Raw genomic sequence first — 17,199 nt, 5'->3', positions numbered from 1 at the left:
GTGGATCAGACCCGAGCACTGCGCGAGCCCAGCCAGCGCGTCAGCACCCGTGCCCGGCTCATGTGGCAGGTGTCCAACCTCGTCGAGGGCACGCTGACCGTCGCCGTGCTCGCTGCCGGCCTCGCGGTCTGGGACGCCGTCGACCTGCGGTGGTGGATGGTCGCGCTCGGGATCGTGGGGGTCGCGGTCTATGCGGGCGTGGTCCCCCAGTGGCGCTACCTCGTGCACCGCTGGGAGGTCTCCGAGACGGCCGTCTACACCCAGACCGGCTGGTGGGCCCGCGAGCGCCGCATCGCCCCGATGTCACGCATCCAGACCGTCGACTACGCCGAGACCGCGATCGCCCGGCTCTTCGGGCTGGCCACCGTCACGGTCACCACCGCCTCGGCCGCGGGCGCCCTCCAGATCGCGGGTCTCGACCAGGAGCGGGCGCGCCGGCTCGTCGACGAGCTAACGCTCAAGGCCGACGCCGTCGAGGGCGACGCCACGTGAGCGACCCTGCCTTCCAGGAGGGACCTGTCCGGGCGGGGCCTCCCCCGGAGGGCTCCGTCGCGGAGGAGTGGCAGCGCCTGGACCCGCGGATGCTGCTGGTCCACCCGGTCCGCGAGGTCATCCGCTTCCTGCCGCCGCTGCTCGGGCTCTTCATCGCGGGGGCGGCCTCGGGCGGGGGCGGGGCGTGGCAGCTCCTCGGCGTCCTCGTGCCGGTGGTGCTCGGGCTGCTGCGCTACCTCACCACCAGCTTCCGCATCGCGGCCGGACGCGTCGAGCTCCGCCGCGGCCTGCTCAACCGGCACGTGCTCTCCGCACCCCTCGACCGGGTCCGCACGGTCGACCTGAGCGCCTCGCTCATCCACCGCGTGCTCGGCCTCACGACGCTGCGCATCGGCACCGGCACCAGCACGGCCACCGAGGACGACGAGCTCGACCTCGACGGCCTGCCCGTGGAGCGCGCCCGGGCGCTGCGCAGCGACCTGCTGCGCGCCGCCGCCCCCACGACGTACGACGACGCGACGGCGCCGGGCACGCCGGACGCCGACACCCCCGTGGTCGACCTCGACCTCGGGTGGGTCCGCCTGGCGCCGCTGACCAGCAGCGGGCTGGTCGTCGCGGTCGGCCTGCTCGGCGCCGGCAGCCAGGTCGCGAGCAGCCTCGACCTCTACGACGACGTCCGTCCCGGCGCGTGGTCCCTGGGCGTGCCGGGGTGGGCGGTCGCCGTCGCTGCGGCCCTCGGGTTCGCCCTGGTCGTCAGCGCCATCTCGGTGGCGGGCTACCTGGTGACCAACTGGGGCTTCCGGCTCACCCGCAGCCGGGGCGCGTGGCACCTGAGCCGCGGGCTTCTCACGACCCGCGAGACGAGCATCGACGAGGTGCGCGTCGCCGGCGTGAGCATCGCCGAGCCGATCGGGCTGCGCCTCGCGGGAGGGGCCCGGCTGTCGGCGATCGTCACCGGTCTCAGCGCCGACGCGGCGGGCAGCTCGATGCTCGTGCCACCCGCGCCGCGCGACGTCGTGACCCGGGTCGCCGGCGTCGTGCTCGGCACCCCCACGGCCGTGCTCGCGCCGCTGGTGCCGCACGGCCCGGCCGCCCGGCGCCGCCGCTTCTCGCGCGGGGTCGGGCCGGTCGTCGCGCTCGTCGCCCTGCTGGCCCTGGTGGTGGTGCTGGCCGACGCGCCCTGGTGGGTGCTGGTCCCCGCGGTCGCCCTGCTGCCACCGGCCGTCCTCGTGTCGGCCGACCGTGCGGCCGCCCTGGGGCACACGCTCGTCGACGGCTACGTCGTGTCCCGCTCCGGCAGCCTGGCCCGGCGACGTGACCACCTCGCGGTCGAGGACGTCATCGGGTGGAGCTTCCGCGCCACGTGGTTCCAGCGACGGGTGGGCCTCACCTCGCTCGTCGCGACCACGGCCGGCGGGCGGCAGTCAGTGACGGTCCAGGACGTCCCGGAGACGCTCGCCGTCACCCTGGCCGGCGACGCGCTCCCGCACGTCGTACGCCAGTTCCTGGACGACGCCCTAGCCCCGGATGACGCTCCGGTCGACCAGCGCACGGGTGAGCCGGTCCACGTCGCTCGCCGTGGCCCCGGCCCGGTCGGGTGGCGCGGTGAACACGATGGTGACGACGGCCGCCTCGTCGGTGGTGACGAAGGACCCCGCTGAGCCGACGACGTCGTCGGCGGTCGCGACAGGTCCGCTGCAACCGTCCTCCGACGGCTCCGGCCCGATGGCCGTGCAGGCCGCCACCAGGGCCGTGGTCGACCGCTCACCGACGGTCCGGCCCTCCTCCCCAGCGACGGCCAGGACCGTCAGCGTCAGCCGCACGTCGCCGGCCGGGCTGATCGCCGCGCAGGAGGTCAGTCGGTCCCGGTCACCCCGGACCGACTCCTGGGGCGCGACGACCAAGGACCAGCCGGCCGCGACCTCCTCCAGGGCGTCGACGCAGAACGTGGGTGACACGGCCGCGGCGGGCGCGGGAGTGGCCGGCTCGAAGGTGAGGGAGGCACCGACCACGGCGGCCGCTCCCAGGGCGGCGCCGACCAGGCCCAGCAGCAGACCGCGCATCACCACACCACCTCGGCCGCGGCGACGAGCCCGGCGAGGCCCTCGTGGAGCGGCCCGACGTCGGGGAGGTCGAGCTGGAGCACGCGGATCTCGACCAGGCTGTGGGCGTCCGTCAGGAGGACCACCTCGGAGATGCCCTTGCCGTCGGCCGGGGTGCGGGCGCAGGTGGTGGCGCCGCCGCCGAGCCAGGCCGGCGCGCGCTCCACGTCGGAGGTGTCGTCGGCCAGGAGGCCGCAGGCGATCTCAAAGGCCTGGCGCGCCGCGACCGGCAGGTCGGCGGCGCTCCCTCCGGACAACAGCGGTCGCCGGGAGACCAGGATGTCGCGCGACCCGAGTGCGACCTCGCACTCGTTGCGTCCGGTGAGACCGGGCTGCGCGAGGATGCCGAGCGTCTGCATCGCCTCGGGCGGGACGGCGAGCGCGCACTGGCGAGCGGACATGTCCTCGGAGAGCACCGCGGTGCCGGTGGGCGTGTCGGCGCGCTGCTCGACCAGGGCCATGGCCACCCCGGACGCCGCTGCCCCCAGCACGACGCCCACCGTCGCCACGGCGAACAGGTTCACCTCGTCAGGGTCCCACACCGGCGGGGGTCCGCGGGGCCGAACGCGTGGGGCACAATGGCCTCCGTGCGCGCGCAGGTCATCGTCCTGGCCGGCCCGTCGGGAGCCGGCAAGTCGCGCCTCGCCGAACGCCTCGGTCTCCCCGTGCTGCGCCTCGACGACTTCTACAAGAACGGCAGTGACGCGACGCTCCCCCGGATCACCTCGGGAGCCAATGCCGGGATCGTCGACTGGGACCACCCCGACTCCTGGTTGCAGGAGGACGCGGTCGCGGCCCTCGAGTCCCTGTGCACGACCGGTCGCGCCGAGGTGCCGGTCTACGACATCGCTCACGACGGCCGGTGCGGCTCCCAGGTCCTCGACCTCGGCACCGACCGGCTCTTCGTCGCCGAGGGCATCTTCGCCCAGGAGGTGGTCCCGCGCAGCCGCGCCGAGGGCTGGCTCGCCGAGGCCTACTGCGTGCGCCAGCACCCGCTGGTGACGTTCTGGCGTCGCCTCGACCGTGACCTGCGCGAGCACCGCAAGCCTCCCCTCGTCCTCGTACGACGAGGGCTCGCCCTCCTGCGCGACCAGCGGCGCGTCGTGTCCCACGCGGTCGAGCTGGGCTGTCGTCCCGTGTCGCCCCATGACGCCTGGCACGCCCTCCAGCAGGTGCTCGAGGCGTCACGACGATGAACCGGCGCGGGGTGGTCGACCTGCTCGCGGACCTGCGCCAGCCCGACCGGCTGTCCTGCGGGGCCAGCGTCCTCGTGGCGGCCCGGATGCTGACAGACCCTGCCTACGCACGCCTGTTCGCTCCCGGCGACGACCGCCCTGCCGCCTTCGCCCGCGAGGTGCTCGACCTCCACCGCCGCGTCACGGGTGCGCGTGACCTCGCCGGTCGTCCGCAGCCACCCTGGCCGCGCGCGATCGGCACCCCGCCGTGGGCGGTCTCCCGCCACCTGACCGTCCTGTCGGGCGTGCGCCACCAGGTGCGCCTCGTCCGTCCGGGTCCGGCCGTCGACGACGAGGTCGGGCGCGTGCGGGCCGCCCTCGCCGCGGATCACCCGGTCGCGCTCTTCGTCGGCACCCGGTGGCTGCCCCGTCACGTCGTGCTGGTCACCGGGGCGAGCGACGACGCGTGGCAGGTCTACGAGCCGGCGTCGGGCCGCGTGGTCGAGGTGCCGCTCACGAGGCTCCGCGCGCACACGCTCGGGCTGGCGGGGTGGGACCGGCCGTGGTTCGTCGTACGTCCTCGGCGGGTCAGGCCTCCAGCGCGGCGTAGCCCGGCTTGATCACGGTGTCGATGATCGCCAGGCGCTCGTCGAAGGGCAGGAACGCCGACTTCATGGCGTTGATGGTGAACCAGCGCAGGTCGTGCAACGTGTAGCCGAACGCCTCCACCAGCGCGTGCATCTCCGAAGTCATCGAGGTGTCGCTCATCAGCCGGTTGTCGGTGTTGACCGTGACCCGGAAGCGCAGGTCGGTCAGCAGCCCGATCGGGTGCTCGGCGATCGACGCGGCCGCTCCGGTCTGGATGTTGGAGGCGGGGCACATCTCGAGCGGGATGCGCATGTCGCGCACGTAGGCCGCCAGGCGCCCCAGCGTGACCGTGCCGTCGTCGGCCACGGTGATGTCGTCGACGATGCGCACGCCGTGGCCGAGCCGGTCGGCCCCGCACCACTGGATGGCCTGCCAGATCGAGGGCAGGCCGAAGGCCTCACCGGCGTGGATGGTGAAGTGCGCGTTCTCGCGCTGGAGGTACTCGAAGGCGTCCAGGTGCCGGGTCGGGGGGTAGCCCGCCTCCGCCCCCGCGATGTCGAAGCCCGCGACCCCCTTGTCGCGCCAGGCGACGGCGAGCTCGGCGATCTCCATGGAGCGTGCCTGGTGCCGCATCGCGGTCAGCAGCTGGCGTACGACGATCCGGCCCCCGGCCGCAGCGGTCGCGGCGTCGAAGCCCTCCTGCACCGCAGCGACGACCTCGTGGAGGCTCAGCCCGCCCTGGACGTGCTGCTCGGGTGCGTAGCGGACCTCGGCGTAGACCACCCCGTCGGCAACGAGGTCCTCCACGCACTCGCGGGCCACGCGGGTGAGCGCCGGTCCGGTCTGCATGACCGCCACGGTGTGGTCGAAGGTCTCGAGGTAGCGCACCAGCGAGCCCGAGTCAGCAGACTCGACGAACCAGCGGCCCAGGGACTCGGCGTCCGGCGCCGGCAGCTCGTGGCCGACCTCGGCCGCGAGCTCGACGATGGTGGCCGGACGCAGCCCCCCGTCGAGGTGGTCGTGCAGCAACACCTTGGGAGCCTGTCGGACCTGGTCTCGGGACGGGGATGTAGGTTCCGCAGGGGTGACGGTCATGTCGTCATCCAACCACCACCCAGATCACCGGACCCGACCCCCCGGAGCCGGACCCAGGACCAGCCGCAGGAGGCCCCCGATGCGTGAGTTCACCACCTTCGACGAGATCAGCGCCGCGGTCGGCGAGGAGCTCGGCAGCAGCGAGTGGTTGACCATCGACCAGGAGCGGGTCGACACCTTCGCCGACGCGACGGGCGACCACCAGTGGATCCACGTCGACGTCGAGCGCTCGAAGGACGGTCCCTTCGGCGGCACCATCGCCCACGGCTACCTCACGCTCTCGCTGCTGCCCTTCCTCGGCAGCACCGTCTTCTCGATGAACACCCCCGGCGCCAAGCTCAACTACGGCGTCAACAAGGTCCGCTTCCCGAGCCCGGTCCTCGTCGGCCAGCGGGTCCGCGTCACGGTCACGCTGGGCGAGGTCAACGACGTGCCCGCCGGCAAGCAGGTCATCCTCAAGCACGTCATCGAGATCGACGGCGGGTCCAAGCCGGCCTGCGTCGCCGAGACCGTGGTGCTGCTGCTCGAGGCCTGAGCGGCGTCGCGGAGATCACGCCCGGGAGGCCGTCCAGCGACTCGATCCGTGCGGTGCCCCCTGGAACAATGGGGGGTATGGCGACCCCCGAACGACGTAGCGAGTCCACCACCCCGGCCGTCCCGCAGGCACACCACCCGGTGCAGCCCCCGCTGCCTCCGCTGGAGCAGACGCGCGACATCGGCTGGCTGATCACGATCCTGGGTGCGACCGGTGCCCTGCTGGGCTCCTGGACCCTCTTCTCCCCCGACGGCACCGACGGCATGTGGGCCGGCTACTGGGTCTCCACCTTCGCCACCGCGGCCCTCCTCGGCACCGCCTGGCTGCGCACCAGCCTGCCCACGGCACCCGGCGTGGCGATCACCGCCGGCTCCGGCCTGGTGCTGGCCCTGGTCGGCGCCGTGCGTGACTACCCGACCAGCATCACCGTGGTGATGGTCGCCGGCGGCGCCGTGATCACGCTCGGCGCCGTGCTCCAGTCGATCCGCCGCAGCTGACCCACCCCCTGCTGCACCGCCGAGTCGGCGCGATGTTGCACCGCGTACGCCGAGTCGGCGCGATGTTGCACCGCGTACACCGAGTCGGCGCGATGGCGCGCTCTCGGACCCACCACTCGGCACGAGGCGGACCGGCAACCGCAGGCCCGCAGGGTCGTGAGCCTCACACCGCGCTGGGACGCGTCCTGCGGCACACGACTGCCCACCCGCCCGGCTGACCACCGATCCAGCGCCGGCCCAACGGGCACGACCCGCGCGCGAGTCAGCAGCGCAGGAGTGGAACCTCAGGAGACGCGGTCGATGACCAGCGCCTGCGGCTCGTACGACGACGCGTCGGCGCCGATGTCGAAGCCGCCGTCGAGCGACGCGAGGGCGCGGTCGAACCGCTCCGGCTCGTCGGTCAGCAGGGTGAAGAGCGGAGCACCCTCGGCGACCCGGTCACCCGGGCGCGCGTGCCAGACGACACCCGCACCGGCCTGCACCGGGTCCTCCTTGCGTGCCCGGCCGGCGCCGAGGCGCCAGGCGGCCAGACCCACGGCCATCGCGTCGAGCCGGGTCAGCACGCCGGACGACGGTGCGGTCACCACGTGGGACTCACGCGCCGTGGGCAGGGCTGCGTCGGGGTCCCCGCCCTGCGCACGGATCATCGCCTTCCAGGCGTCCATCGCCGACCCGTCGGCCAGCTTGTCCGCCGGGTCGACGTCGGAGCGACCCGCCCCGGCGAGCATCTCGCGGGCCAGCGCCAGCGTCAGCTCCACGACGTCGGCGGGTCCACCACCGGCGAGCACCTCGACGGACTCGGCGACCTCGATGCCGTTGCCGGCCGTCAGGCCGAGCGGGGTGCTCATGTCGGTGAGCAGCGCGACGGTGTGGACCCCGGCGTCGGTGCCGAGGCCGACCATCACCTCGGCCAGCTCGCGGGCCTTGGCGAGGTCCTTCATGAACGCGCCGGTGCCGACCTTGACGTCGAGCACCAGCGATCCGGTGCCCTCCGCGATCTTCTTGCTCATGATCGACGAGGCGATGAGCGGGATGGCCTCGACGGTGCCGGTGACGTCACGCAGGGCGTAGAGCTTCTTGTCAGCGGGCGCCAGGCCGTCACCCGCCGCACAGATCACCGCGCCGACCGACTCGAGCTGGGCGAACATCTCCTCGTTGGACAGCGCCGCGCGCCAGCCGGGGATGGCCTCGAGCTTGTCGAGGGTGCCGCCGGTGTGCCCGAGCCCGCGTCCGGAGAGCTGCGGCACGGCGACGCCGCACGCCGCCACGAGCGGCGCGAGCGGCAACGTGATCTTGTCCCCGACCCCGCCGGTGGAGTGCTTGTCGGCGGTGGGACGCGACAGCGTGGAGAAGTCCATCCGCTCCCCCGACGCGATCATCGCGGCGGTCCACCGCGCGATCTCGCGACGCTCCATGCCGTTGAGCAGGATCGCCATCGCCAAGGACGACATCTGCTCGTCGGCGACCTCGCCACGGGTGTAGGCGTCGATCACCCAGTCGATCTGGCTGTCGGAGAGGGACCCGCCCCCACGCTTGGCGGTGATGACCTCGACGGCGTCGTGCTGAGACATGCCCTGACCCTAAGGCTCGGCACCCACGGGCCACGCGCGGGGACCCGTCAGCCGACGCGCACCGGCACCGAGGCGTGCCCGCGCAGCACGAAGGTGCCACGGCTCTCGGGCTCGCCGGCGAGCTCCAGCGTGGGAAACCGCTGCCACAGCGCCGCCACCGACTCGGCCAGCTCCATCCGCGCGAGCGGCGCCCCGAGGCAGAAGTGCACGCCGACGCCGAAGGCGAGGTGCGGGTTGACCTCACGCGCCACGTCGAAGTCGTCGGGCCGCTCGAAGACCGCCGGGTCGCGGTTGGCCGCGCCGAGCAGGGCAGCGATCCTCTGCCCCTCCTCCACCACGACTCCGGCCACCTCGACCGGCTCGGTGGCGGTGCGCTCGAAGAGCTGGAGCGCGGAGTCGAAGCGCAGCATCTCCTCCACGCACGCCGGCACGTCGGTGCCCGGACGGAGACCACGGCGCAGCATGGCGACGAGGCCGTTGCCGAAGACGTTGACCGAGGCCTCGTGGCCGGCGTTGAGCAGCAGCACGACCGCGGCCACCACCTCGTCCTCGGTGAGCTCGGTCGCGACCAGGTCGGAGATCAGGTCCTCGGCCGGCGCGCGGCGTCGGTCGTTCGCGAGCTCGCGCACCAGCCCGGCGAAGTCGGTCGCGGCACTCACAGCGGCCTCGACGACCGCCGAGGACGGGGACGACTCATACATGTGGACGATCGCCTGCGACCAGTCGCGCAGGTCGGGAGCGTGCGAGCGAGGGACGCCCAGCAGGTCGGCGATCACCAGCACCGGCAGGGGCTCGGCGTAGTCGGCGATGACGTCGAAGCCGGCCGGGTCGACCTCGGACAGCAGGTCCGCGGCCAGATCACGCACCCGCGGTCGCAGCCGCTCGATGTGGCCGCGACCGAAGGCGCGCGCCACCGGCCGGCGCAGCCGCGTGTGCTCCGGCGGCTCGTTCTCCATCATCTGGTTGCGGTGCAGGAGGTTGAAGGGCTCCAGCTGCTCCACGGGCTGCTTGTCCTGCCAGAGCCGGCCCAGGCGACGGTCCCGCTGCACGGTGCTGACCGCGGCGTGCGAGAAGGTCAGGAAGCGACCCGTCGGCTCGTGCCACGCCACCGCGTGCTGCTCCCGCTCCCGGGCGAAGTGGGGATAGGGGTCGGCGACGACCTCGGGCGAGGTCAGGTCAAGCGAGGTTGTCGGGACCGAATGCATCCGGCAGCACCTCGTCCATCCGCTTCACGCCCGACACCGTCAGCAGCAGCAGCTCGGGACCGCCGTTCTCGAAGAGCAGCTGGCGGCAGCGGCCGCACGGCATCAGCACCGCGCCCTGCCCGTCCACGCAGGCGAAGTGCGTCAGCCGACCACCACCGGTGATGTGCAGCTGGCTCACCAGGCCGCACTCGGCGCACAGCGCCACCCCGTAGGCGGCGTTCTCCACGTTGCAGCCCGTCACCAGGCGGCCGTCGTCGACCAGGGCCGCCGCGCCCACCGGGTAGTGCGAGTAGGGCGCGTAGGCGCGCCCCATCGCGGTGACCGCGTCGGCCTGCAGCGCGGCCCAGTCGAAGTCGTCGTGCGTCGTCGTCACCATCGTGGCGGCCGGGCGCTAGCCCGCACTCCCCTTGCGATAGATCTGACCGTCGGCCGCCGGCATCCGTAGTCGTTGCGAGGCGAACGCGAGCACCAGGAGCGTGATCACGTAGGGCGTCATGCGCGTGAAGTCGCCTGGGACCTCGTCGATGGAGAAGTAGAGGGCGCCGAGCAGCGCACCGAGCCCCACCACGACGGCCCCGGCGACGGCCTCGCCCTTGCGGACCTGCCACACCCCGAAGGCCAGCGCCAGCACCGCGATCGCGAGCAGCAGGGCATGGACCGACGTGCCGCCCTGGCGCAGCCCGAGCGTCTCGGTGTAGCCGAAGAGCGCCGAGCCGCCGAGCAGCCCGCCCGGTCGCCAGTTGCCGAAGATCATGGCGGCGAGGCCGATGTAGCCACGCCCACCGGTCTGCCCGTCGCGGTAGTTGCTCGACGCGACCATGGCGAGGAAGCCACCGGCGAGACCGGCGAGACCACCGGAGATCAGGACGGCGGCGAACTTGTAGCGCAACACCTTGACGCCGAGGGACTCCGCAGCCGCGGGGCTTTCGCCGACCGAGCGCAGCCGCAGGCCGAACGACGTGCGCCACAGGACGTAGTAGGTCACGACCAGCAGCAGCAGCGAGATCAGCACGAGCGACGACAGGTTGGTCACGAGCGCACGCAGCACGGAGGCCAGGTCGGAGACCAGGAACGTGCCCTGGTCCTCGATGTCCTTCAACCCGTCGCTCAGCGGCCCGATCGTGATCGTCGGGACGTCGGGGATCTTGGGCGACTGGGTCTGGCCGCCGCCGGGAAGCCCGACGAAGGTCAGCGACGCGAGGTACTGGACGGCACCGAGCGCGATGATGTTGATCGCGACGCCCGAGATGATGTGGTCGACGCCGAAGATGACGGTGGCGATCGCGTGGATCAGTCCCCCGAGCATCCCCATCAGGATCGCGCCGATGACGGCCGCCCAGGCGCCGTAGTGGTAGCCGAAGTAGCCGGCGCCCCACGTGCCCAGGATCATCATCCCCTCGAGCCCGATGTTGACCACACCAGCACGCTCGGACCAGAGCCCCCCGAGCCCGGCGAGCAGGATCGGCATCGTGGCGATCAGGGTCGCGGCGATCGTGCCCGACGACGTCAGGTCGTCGGCGCCCGTGACGACGCGCAGGACCGAGAGCAGGAACAGCGCGACGGCCAGGCCGATCAGGACCCACCCCACGCTGAGCTTGCGACGCGGCTTCTTCGGTGCCGCCTTCGCGTCGGGCACGATCACGCCCACGTTGTCGCTCATGCCGACACTCCCTTGGTCGTCGAGTCGGTCGGGCTGGCCGGGCCGGCCGGGTCGTGCTTCTCCAGCGCCGAGGCGACGTGGCGCTGCTCGAGGCGTACGCCGTAGCGCCGGACGACCTCATAGCTGATGACCACGGTCAGCACGATCACGCCCTGGGTGATCGCCACGATGTCGGGCGAGACGCCGATGATGATCTGGAGCGGGTTGGACTGCTCGTCGAGGAACGCGAAGAGCAGCGCGCCGACCGCGATCCCGATCGGGTGGTTGCGACCGAGCAGCGCGATCGCGATGCCGGCGAAGCCCAGGCCGGACTGGAAGGTCGAGCCGTAGGCGTAGGCGTCGCCGAAGAGGATCGGCAGCCCCACGAGGCCGGCGATCGCCCCGGAGATCAGCAGCGCGCCGATCGTCATGCGGGTGACGTTGATGCCGCTCGCGACGGCCGCCGTCGTGGACTGGCCGGTGGCGCGAAGGTCGAAGCCGAAGCGCGTCTTGTTGAGGACGAACCAGAAGAGGAAGCCGAAGAACGCCGCGATCACCAGGAAGCCGTAGAGGGAGATCGCGGGGTTGTCGCTGAACGGGATCGACGGGATCCGGCTGCCCTCGGGGATCTGCTTGGTGCCGATCTCGTTGCTGCCGGCCTCGCGGACCGCGACCTTGCGCAGCAGGTAGGCCACCAGGCCGGTCGCGATGAAGTTGAGCATGATCGTCGAGATGACCTCGCTGACACCGCGGGTGGCGCGCAGGACGCCGGCGATGCCGGCCCAGGCAGCACCGACGGCCATCGCGCAGACGATCGCCAGGGCGGTGTTGAGGTAGCCCGGGAGCCACGCCTCCCCCGCCACCACGGCAGCCGTGAAGGCCGCGACGCGGTACTGCCCGTCGACGCCGATGTTGAAGAGGTTCATCCTGAACCCCACCGCGACCGCGAGCCCCGAGAGGTAGAGGACCGTGGCGTTGTTGATGATGTTGGCCATGTTGCGCTCGGCCGGGACCTGCAGGATCGTGCTCCACACACCGCCGACGGGGTCGCCCGCGATGATCAGCACCAGGCTGGTGATGGCGAACGCCGCCACGAGGGCCAGCAGGGGTGCCGCGAGGCCGAGGACCAGCCTCGTCACACGGGGGCTCATGCGGTCTCTCCGCTCGTCGGGGTGCCGGTCGTCGGGGTGTCGGTCGTCGGGGTGACGGTCTCGTCGCTGGCGCCGGTCATCGCCGAGCCGAGCTGCTGCGGGGTGACGTGCGAGGGGTCGAACGAGCCCACGAGACGACCACGCAGGATCACCTCGATCCGGTCGGAGAGACCGATCAGCTCGTCGAGGTCGGCGGAGATCAGCAGCACCGCGAGGCCCTCGCGACGCGCCTTCTTGATGTGGGCCCAGATGGCGCCCTGCGCGCCGACGTCGACGCCACGGGTCGGGTGCGCCGCGACCAGCAGGATGGGAGCGCCGGCCATCTCGCGGCCCACGATCAGCTTCTGCTGGTTGCCGCCCGACAGCGCCCGGGCCAGGGTGTCGACACCGGGCGTGCGGACGTCGTACTCGTCGATGATGCGCTGGGTGTCGGCGCGGGCGGCGCCCTTGTCGATCAGGCCCCTCCTCGCGCTGGGCTCGCGGGTCTGGTGCCCCAGGACCCGGTTCTCCCAGAGAGGGGCGTCGAGCAGCAGCCCGTGGCGGTGACGGTCCTCGGGGATGTAGCCGATCCCGCCCTCGCGTCGACCACGCGTCGAGGTCGTCGACAGGTCGCGGCCGTTGAGGACCACGTCCCCCGTGGCGCCCTTGCGCATGCCCATGATCGACTCCACGAGCTCGGCCTGGCCGTTGCCCTCGACGCCGGCGATGCCCAGCACCTCGCCCTTGTGGATGTCGAAGCTGATGTCGTCCAGCAGCGGGCGGCCCTCGTCGCTGGGCAACGAGAGGTGCGCGATGTGCAGCAGCACCTTGTCGGTGACCGTGGAGGCCTCGGTGCTGGGCGAGGGCAGCTCGGAGCCGACCATCAGCTCGGCGAGCTGCCGAGCGGTGACGCCGACGGGGTCGACGGTGCGCACGGTCGTGCCGCGACGGATCACGGTGACCTCGTCGGCAACCGAGAGCACCTCGTCGAGCTTGTGGGAGATGAAGATGACCGCGAGGCCCTCGGCCTTGAGCCCGCGCAGGTTGTCGAAGAGCTCGTCGACCTCCTGCGGCACCAGGACGGCGGTCGGCTCGTCGAGGATGATCACGCGGGCGCCGCGGTAGAGCACCTTGAGGATCTCGACGCGCTGGCGCGCGCCGACCCCGAGGGACTCGACGAGGTGGTCGGGCTCGATGCCCAGGCCGTAGGCGTCGGAGATCCGCGCGATCTCCGCCTTGGCGTCGCCGCCGATGCCGTGCAGCTTCTCGGCGCCGAGCACGACGTTCTCGAGGACGGTCAGGTTGTCGGCCAGCATGAAGTGCTGGAAGACCATGCCGACGCCGTGCTTGATCGCGTCGGCCGGCGAGGCGAGGGAGACCTGCTCTCCGCTGAGCTCGATGGTGCCCGAGTCGGGCGCCTGCACGCCGTAGAGGATCTTCATCAACGTCGACTTGCCAGCACCGTTCTCGCCGACGATCGCGTGGATGGTGCCGCGCCGCACGTCGATGTTGACGTCGTCGTTGGCGATGACACCGGGAAAGCGCTTGCCGATGCCGCGCAGGCGTACGGCGAGGGGGGCCTCGCCTGCCGGCGGCGCTGCCGGGGCTTGGGCTGGGGTGGACACGCGGGAGGACCTCCTCGAGATGAAACTGCGCCAGAGGCTACCGGGGTGCCTCGGGACCTGAAATGACGAGGGGGCCGCAGGAGCACCGTGGCGCTTCCTGCGGCCCCGTCGAGGTGTTACCTCAAGCGACTGGAGCCGATCACGGAGTGGTCGGGACCTCGATCTCGCCGTCGATGATCTGCTGCTTGTAGCCGTCCAGGTCGCTGACGATGTCGTCGATCTGGCCACCGCTGGTGGAGTAGCCCACGCCGTCGACCGCGAGGTCGTAGCGGGTCACGCCGGCCGGGGTGGAGCCGTCGACGACGCCCTTGAGGTACTCGTAGACCGCGACGTTCACGTTCTTGAGCATCGAGGTCATGATGACGCCCTGGAGCGACGGGTCGGCGGTGTTGTACTGGTCGGAGTCGACGCCGATGGCGAGCGCGTCGGCCTCGGAGGCCGCCTCGAACACACCGCCGCCGGAGCCACCGGCAGCGTGGTAGACGATGTCGGCACCGTTGTCGTACATGCCCTGCGCGGCCGTCTTGCCCTTGGCCGGGTCACCGAAGCCGGAGAAGTCCGGGACCTGGGTCAGGTAGGTCGACTGGACCTCGATGTCGGGGTTGACCGCCTGGGCGCCCGCGATGTAGCCGGCCTCGAACTTCTGGATCAGCGGCGTCTCGACGCCACCGATGAAGCCGACGTTGCCCGACTCGCTCTTGAGAGCAGCAGCCGCACCGACGAGGAAGGAGCCCTGCTCCTCGGCGAAGACCAGGCTGGCGACGTTGGGGACGTCGACGAGGCTCTCGTCGTCGATGATGGCGAAGTCGACCTCGGGGTACTCGGCCGCAACCTTGCCGACGGAGGCGGCGTAGGCGAAGCCGACCGCGATGATCGGGTTGTAGCCGGCGTCGGCGAAGGTGCGCAGGCGCTCCTCGCGAGCGGTCTCGGCCTCGCCGTCCTCGGCCTCGGACTCCTGGGAGTCGACACCGAACTCCTCGACGGCCTGGTCGAGACCGGCGGCCGCCGAGTCGTTGAAGGACTGGTCGCCTCGGCCACCAACGTCGTAGGCCATGCCGACCTTGACGTCAGAGGTGGGGGCGTCGCCGCCGCTGGGGGTGTCGCTGGCCTCGGTGTCGTCGCCGCCGCAGGCAGCGAGCGAGAGGATTCCGGCCGTGAGCAGGGCCGCGAGCTTCGTAGTGCGTCGCAAGACGCCTCCTTGGTTCTAAGGGGATCCCCAGGAAGATCGGGGGTTGAATCAGATCAGCACCCTAGGCCCTCCGGTGGCTGCGGTGCGGCCTGTGACGAAGTTGTTACCTACCCGCGACGCCGAGGGCCGCCACGGCCGCTCCGGCCAGGATCCGGGCCCCGATCCCGATGGCCCGCTCGTCCACCCGGAGGTTGCCCTGGTGCAGCTCGTAGGTCGGTCCACCGCGCACCCGGGTGCCGAGGCGGAACATCGCTCCCGGCACCGTGTCGAGGTACCAGCCGAAGTCCTCGCCGCCGAGGCTCTGCAGCACGCCGACCTGGGCCTCCGGCCCGAGTCCGTCGAGCACGGCCGTGGCGAGCACCGCGATCGCACCGGCGTCGTTGACCACCGGAGGGACGCCGCGCTGGTAGTCGACCGTGGCGGTCACGCCGTAGGGGCGGACCAGGTCGTGCACGGCGTCACGCACGATCTGCTCGCACTCGTGCCAGGCGACGGCGTCGAGGATGCGCACGGTCCCGGCGGCCAGGCCCCGGTCGGGGATGACGTTGGCGGCCGAGCCGGCCTGGATGATCCCCCACACCACGCTGACCCCGGCCCGGGGGTCCATGCGACGGCTGAGCACCGCGGGCAGCTCGGTGGTGACCTTAGCCAGCGCGAAGGTGAGGTCGCCGGTCAGGTGCGGTCGGGAGGTGTGCCCGCCCGTGCCCGAGAGGCGCACCTCGATCCGGTCGGCGGCGCTGGTCAGCGAGCCGGTGCGCAGCCCGATCCTGCCGACGTCGATCGCCGGGTCGCAGTGCAGCGCGAAGATCTGCTCGACGTCGTCGAGGACGCCCTGGGCGATGAGGTGCAGCGCACCGCCGGGCATCACCTCCTCGGCAGGCTGGAGCAGCAGTCGCACCCGACCGTCGAGAGGGTGCTGCTCGACCACCTGGGACAGCGCCTGGGCAGCACCCACCAGGGCGGCGACGTGCACGTCGTGGCCGCAGGCGTGGGCCAGCCCGGCCACCTCGCTCGCCCACGGCTCCCCCGACACGTCCTGCACGGGCAGCGCGTCCATGTCGGCGCGCAGCGCGACCACGCGCGCACCGGACCCGAGCTCCGCCACCAGCCCCGTCCCGGGGGTGCGCGTCACCCGCCAGCCGGCTGCCTCGAGCAGGCCGGCGACGACCTCGGTCGTGCGGTGCTCCGCCCACGAGAGCTCGGGATGCCGGTGCAGGTCGCGACGCAGCCCGACCAGCTCGGCGTCGTGCTTGTCGACGACGGAGGCGATGGTCTGGGCGGTGGTCTCGGTCATCAGCCGCAAGGTTAGTTCACCCGGGGGCGCCTGCGAGTCGCGGCTCGGGGGACGCTCAGCCGTCCCGGTCGTAGGCCGCCAGGATGCGGTCGGCCGCCACGGTCGCCGGCAGGTCGCCCGCCAGCACCTGAGCGCGTACGTCGTCGCGGATCTCGCGCACGCCGGGCGAGTGCCGCAGTCGCTGCTCGAGCTCGTCGCGCACGAGCGCCCAGGTGAAGTCGAGCTGCTGCTCGGCCCGCTTGGTCGTGAGCCCCTCGGCCCCGAGGTGCTCGCGGTGCGCGAGCACCCGCTCCCACAGGTCGTCGACACCGACGTCGGTGAGTCCCGAGCAGGTGACGACCGGCGGCGCCCACTCCCCCTTGCCGCGCACCAGGCGCAGCGCTCCCGCGAGCTCGCGGGCGGCCCCGCGGGCCTCCTGCTCCCGGTCGCCGTCGGCCTTGTTGACCGCCACGACGTCGGCGATCTCGAGGATGCCCTTCTTGATGCCCTGGAGCTGGTCGCCGGTGCGCGCCAGGGTCAGGAAGAGGAACGTGTCGACCATGCCGGCCACGGTGACCTCCGACTGCCCGACGCCGACCGTCTCCACCAGCACCACGTCGTACGACGCCGCCTCGAGGACCGCCATCGCCTGCACGGTCGCCCGGGCGACACCGCCGAGCGTCCCGGCCGACGGCGAGGGGCGGATGAAGGCCTGCGGGTCCGCGGCGAGCCGGGCCATGCGGGTCTTGTCGCCGAGCACCGAGCCACCGGTGCGCACCGAGCTCGGGTCGACCGCGAGCACCCCGACGCGGTGGCCGGCAGCGGTGAGGCGCGAGCCGAGCGCCTCGATGAAGGTGGACTTGCCGACACCGGGGACGCCGGAGATCCCGACCCGCACCGCGGGCGCCCGCCCACCGGTGTCGAGGCCGGCGAGCTCGGTCAGCAGGGCGCGCGCCTCCAGCCGGTGCTCGCGCTTGGACGACTCGACCAGGGTGATCGCCTGCGAGACCGCGGCGCGCCGGCCGTCGCGGATGCCCGCGACGAGCCGGGCGACCTTGTCCTCGGTCGACTCCCTGACCATCG

General features: G+C 72.3%; 17 protein-coding genes. 6 read left to right on the top strand and 11 right to left on the bottom strand.

Features of this window, described 5'->3' with window-relative positions; translation table 11 throughout:
• Nucleotides 1-492, top strand: coding sequence for a PH domain-containing protein (locus tag AAG827_RS00665; RefSeq protein WP_341923834.1), 492 nt, complete (start codon nt 1-3; stop codon nt 490-492).
• Complete coding sequence (locus AAG827_RS00660) at nt 489-2,153, top strand: PH domain-containing protein (protein ID WP_341923833.1); 1,665 nt, start codon at nt 489-491, stop codon at nt 2,151-2,153. The genes AAG827_RS00665 and AAG827_RS00660 overlap by 4 nt, the downstream gene beginning before the upstream one ends.
• Before the next feature lie 401 nt (nt 2,154-2,554).
• Here AAG827_RS00660 and AAG827_RS00655 read toward each other — a convergent pair whose 3' ends face one another.
• A complete protein-coding gene (locus AAG827_RS00655) occupies nt 2,555-3,118 on the bottom strand; it encodes a hypothetical protein (RefSeq protein ID WP_341923832.1) in 564 nt (187 codons plus the stop codon).
• A 63-nt stretch (nt 3,119-3,181) separates the two neighbouring features.
• Here AAG827_RS00655 and AAG827_RS00650 point away from each other — a divergent pair, with 63 nt between their 5' ends.
• Both AAG827_RS00650 and AAG827_RS00645 read left to right on the top strand, forming a co-directional pair.
• Nucleotides 3,182-3,790: an ATP-binding protein gene (locus tag AAG827_RS00650; RefSeq protein WP_341923831.1), complete on the top strand. Its 609-nt coding sequence runs from the start codon at nt 3,182-3,184 to the stop codon at nt 3,788-3,790.
• On the top strand, nt 3,787-4,389 hold the full coding sequence (locus tag AAG827_RS00645; RefSeq protein ID WP_341923830.1) for a hypothetical protein: 603 nt from the start codon (nt 3,787-3,789) through the stop codon (nt 4,387-4,389). Before AAG827_RS00650 ends, AAG827_RS00645 begins: the two co-directional genes overlap by 4 nt.
• Here the strand turns inward: AAG827_RS00645 and AAG827_RS00640 are convergent.
• Complete coding sequence (locus AAG827_RS00640) at nt 4,358-5,452, bottom strand: adenosine deaminase (protein ID WP_341923829.1); 1,095 nt, start codon at nt 5,450-5,452, stop codon at nt 4,358-4,360. The genes AAG827_RS00645 and AAG827_RS00640 overlap by 32 nt on opposite strands.
• Nucleotides 5,453-5,531: 79 nt before the next feature.
• On the opposite strand from AAG827_RS00640, the gene AAG827_RS00635 reads away from it, so the two are divergent.
• Nucleotides 5,532-5,987, top strand: a complete 456-nt coding sequence (locus AAG827_RS00635; RefSeq protein ID WP_341923828.1) for a MaoC family dehydratase — start codon at nt 5,532-5,534, stop codon at nt 5,985-5,987.
• Nucleotides 5,988-6,064: 77 nt separating this feature from the next.
• Nucleotides 6,065-6,484 (top strand): hypothetical protein, encoded by a 420-nt coding sequence (locus AAG827_RS00630; protein WP_309649864.1) that lies wholly within the window; start codon nt 6,065-6,067, stop codon nt 6,482-6,484.
• Nucleotides 6,485-6,768: 284 nt separating this feature from the next.
• Here the strand turns inward: AAG827_RS00630 and AAG827_RS00625 are convergent, their stop codons facing one another.
• From AAG827_RS00625 to meaB, 9 genes are all read right to left on the bottom strand, one after another.
• Nucleotides 6,769-8,055: a thymidine phosphorylase gene (locus AAG827_RS00625; RefSeq protein ID WP_341923827.1), complete on the bottom strand. Its 1,287-nt coding sequence runs from the start codon at nt 8,053-8,055 to the stop codon at nt 6,769-6,771.
• A gap of 47 nt (nt 8,056-8,102) precedes the next feature.
• The gene (locus AAG827_RS00620) at nt 8,103-9,260 is read right to left on the bottom strand and encodes a cytochrome P450 (protein ID WP_341923826.1); all 1,158 of its coding nucleotides are present in this window, start codon (nt 9,258-9,260) and stop codon (nt 8,103-8,105) included.
• A complete protein-coding gene (locus tag AAG827_RS00615) occupies nt 9,232-9,636 on the bottom strand; it encodes a cytidine deaminase (protein ID WP_341923825.1) in 405 nt (134 codons plus the stop codon). The genes AAG827_RS00620 and AAG827_RS00615 overlap by 29 nt, the downstream gene beginning before the upstream one ends.
• Nucleotides 9,637-9,651: 15 nt before the next feature.
• A complete protein-coding gene (locus AAG827_RS00610) occupies nt 9,652-10,920 on the bottom strand; it encodes an ABC transporter permease (RefSeq protein WP_341923824.1) in 1,269 nt (422 codons plus the stop codon).
• Nucleotides 10,917-12,050, bottom strand: coding sequence for an ABC transporter permease (locus tag AAG827_RS00605; RefSeq protein ID WP_341923822.1), 1,134 nt, complete (start codon nt 12,048-12,050; stop codon nt 10,917-10,919). The genes AAG827_RS00610 and AAG827_RS00605 overlap by 4 nt, the downstream gene beginning before the upstream one ends.
• Nucleotides 12,047-13,654, bottom strand: coding sequence for an ABC transporter ATP-binding protein (locus AAG827_RS00600; RefSeq protein ID WP_341923821.1), 1,608 nt, complete (start codon nt 13,652-13,654; stop codon nt 12,047-12,049). Before AAG827_RS00600 ends, AAG827_RS00605 begins: the two co-directional genes overlap by 4 nt.
• 139 nt (nt 13,655-13,793) lie before the next feature.
• A complete protein-coding gene (locus AAG827_RS00595; RefSeq protein ID WP_341923819.1) occupies nt 13,794-14,843 on the bottom strand; it encodes a BMP family ABC transporter substrate-binding protein in 1,050 nt (349 codons plus the stop codon).
• Nucleotides 14,844-14,946: 103 nt separating this feature from the next.
• Entirely contained in the window at nt 14,947-16,137 is a 1,191-nt protein-coding gene (locus AAG827_RS00590; RefSeq protein ID WP_341923818.1) for an amidohydrolase, read from the bottom strand.
• Between the two features lie 55 nt (nt 16,138-16,192).
• Nucleotides 16,193-17,197 carry a methylmalonyl Co-A mutase-associated GTPase MeaB gene (gene meaB, locus AAG827_RS00585; RefSeq protein WP_341923816.1) on the bottom strand — a complete coding sequence of 335 codons (1,005 nt, stop codon included), beginning with the start codon at nt 17,195-17,197 and terminating at the stop codon, nt 16,193-16,195.
• Nucleotides 17,198-17,199 lie beyond the last annotated feature (2 nt).

It is taken from the genome of Nocardioides psychrotolerans (genome assembly GCF_943371775.1).
In the GTDB taxonomy this organism is placed as follows: Bacteria; Actinomycetota; Actinomycetes; order Propionibacteriales; family Nocardioidaceae; genus Nocardioides; species Nocardioides psychrotolerans_A.
This window is presented reverse-complemented; position numbering and strand designations above follow the sequence as displayed.

What these genes read in the sequence shown, in the direction of transcription:
- AAG827_RS00645 (WP_341923830.1), top strand. Translation starts at nt 3,787, where the DNA reads ATGAACCGGCGCGGGGTGGTCGACCTGCTCGCGGACCTGCGCCAGCCC.
- AAG827_RS00640 (WP_341923829.1), bottom strand. Translation starts at nt 5,452, where the DNA reads ATGACCGTCACCCCTGCGGAACCTACATCCCCGTCCCGAGACCAGGTC.
- AAG827_RS00635 (WP_341923828.1), top strand. Translation starts at nt 5,532, where the DNA reads ATGCGTGAGTTCACCACCTTCGACGAGATCAGCGCCGCGGTCGGCGAG.
- AAG827_RS00630 (WP_309649864.1), top strand. Translation starts at nt 6,065, where the DNA reads ATGGCGACCCCCGAACGACGTAGCGAGTCCACCACCCCGGCCGTCCCG.
- AAG827_RS00625 (WP_341923827.1), bottom strand. Translation starts at nt 8,055, where the DNA reads ATGTCTCAGCACGACGCCGTCGAGGTCATCACCGCCAAGCGTGGGGGC.
- AAG827_RS00620 (WP_341923826.1), bottom strand. Translation starts at nt 9,260, where the DNA reads ATGCATTCGGTCCCGACAACCTCGCTTGACCTGACCTCGCCCGAGGTC.
- AAG827_RS00615 (WP_341923825.1), bottom strand. Translation starts at nt 9,636, where the DNA reads ATGGTGACGACGACGCACGACGACTTCGACTGGGCCGCGCTGCAGGCC.
- AAG827_RS00610 (WP_341923824.1), bottom strand. Translation starts at nt 10,920, where the DNA reads ATGAGCGACAACGTGGGCGTGATCGTGCCCGACGCGAAGGCGGCACCG.
- AAG827_RS00605 (WP_341923822.1), bottom strand. Translation starts at nt 12,050, where the DNA reads ATGAGCCCCCGTGTGACGAGGCTGGTCCTCGGCCTCGCGGCACCCCTG.
- AAG827_RS00590 (WP_341923818.1), bottom strand. Translation starts at nt 16,137, where the DNA reads ATGACCGAGACCACCGCCCAGACCATCGCCTCCGTCGTCGACAAGCAC.
- meaB (WP_341923816.1), bottom strand. Translation starts at nt 17,197, where the DNA reads ATGGTCAGGGAGTCGACCGAGGACAAGGTCGCCCGGCTCGTCGCGGGC.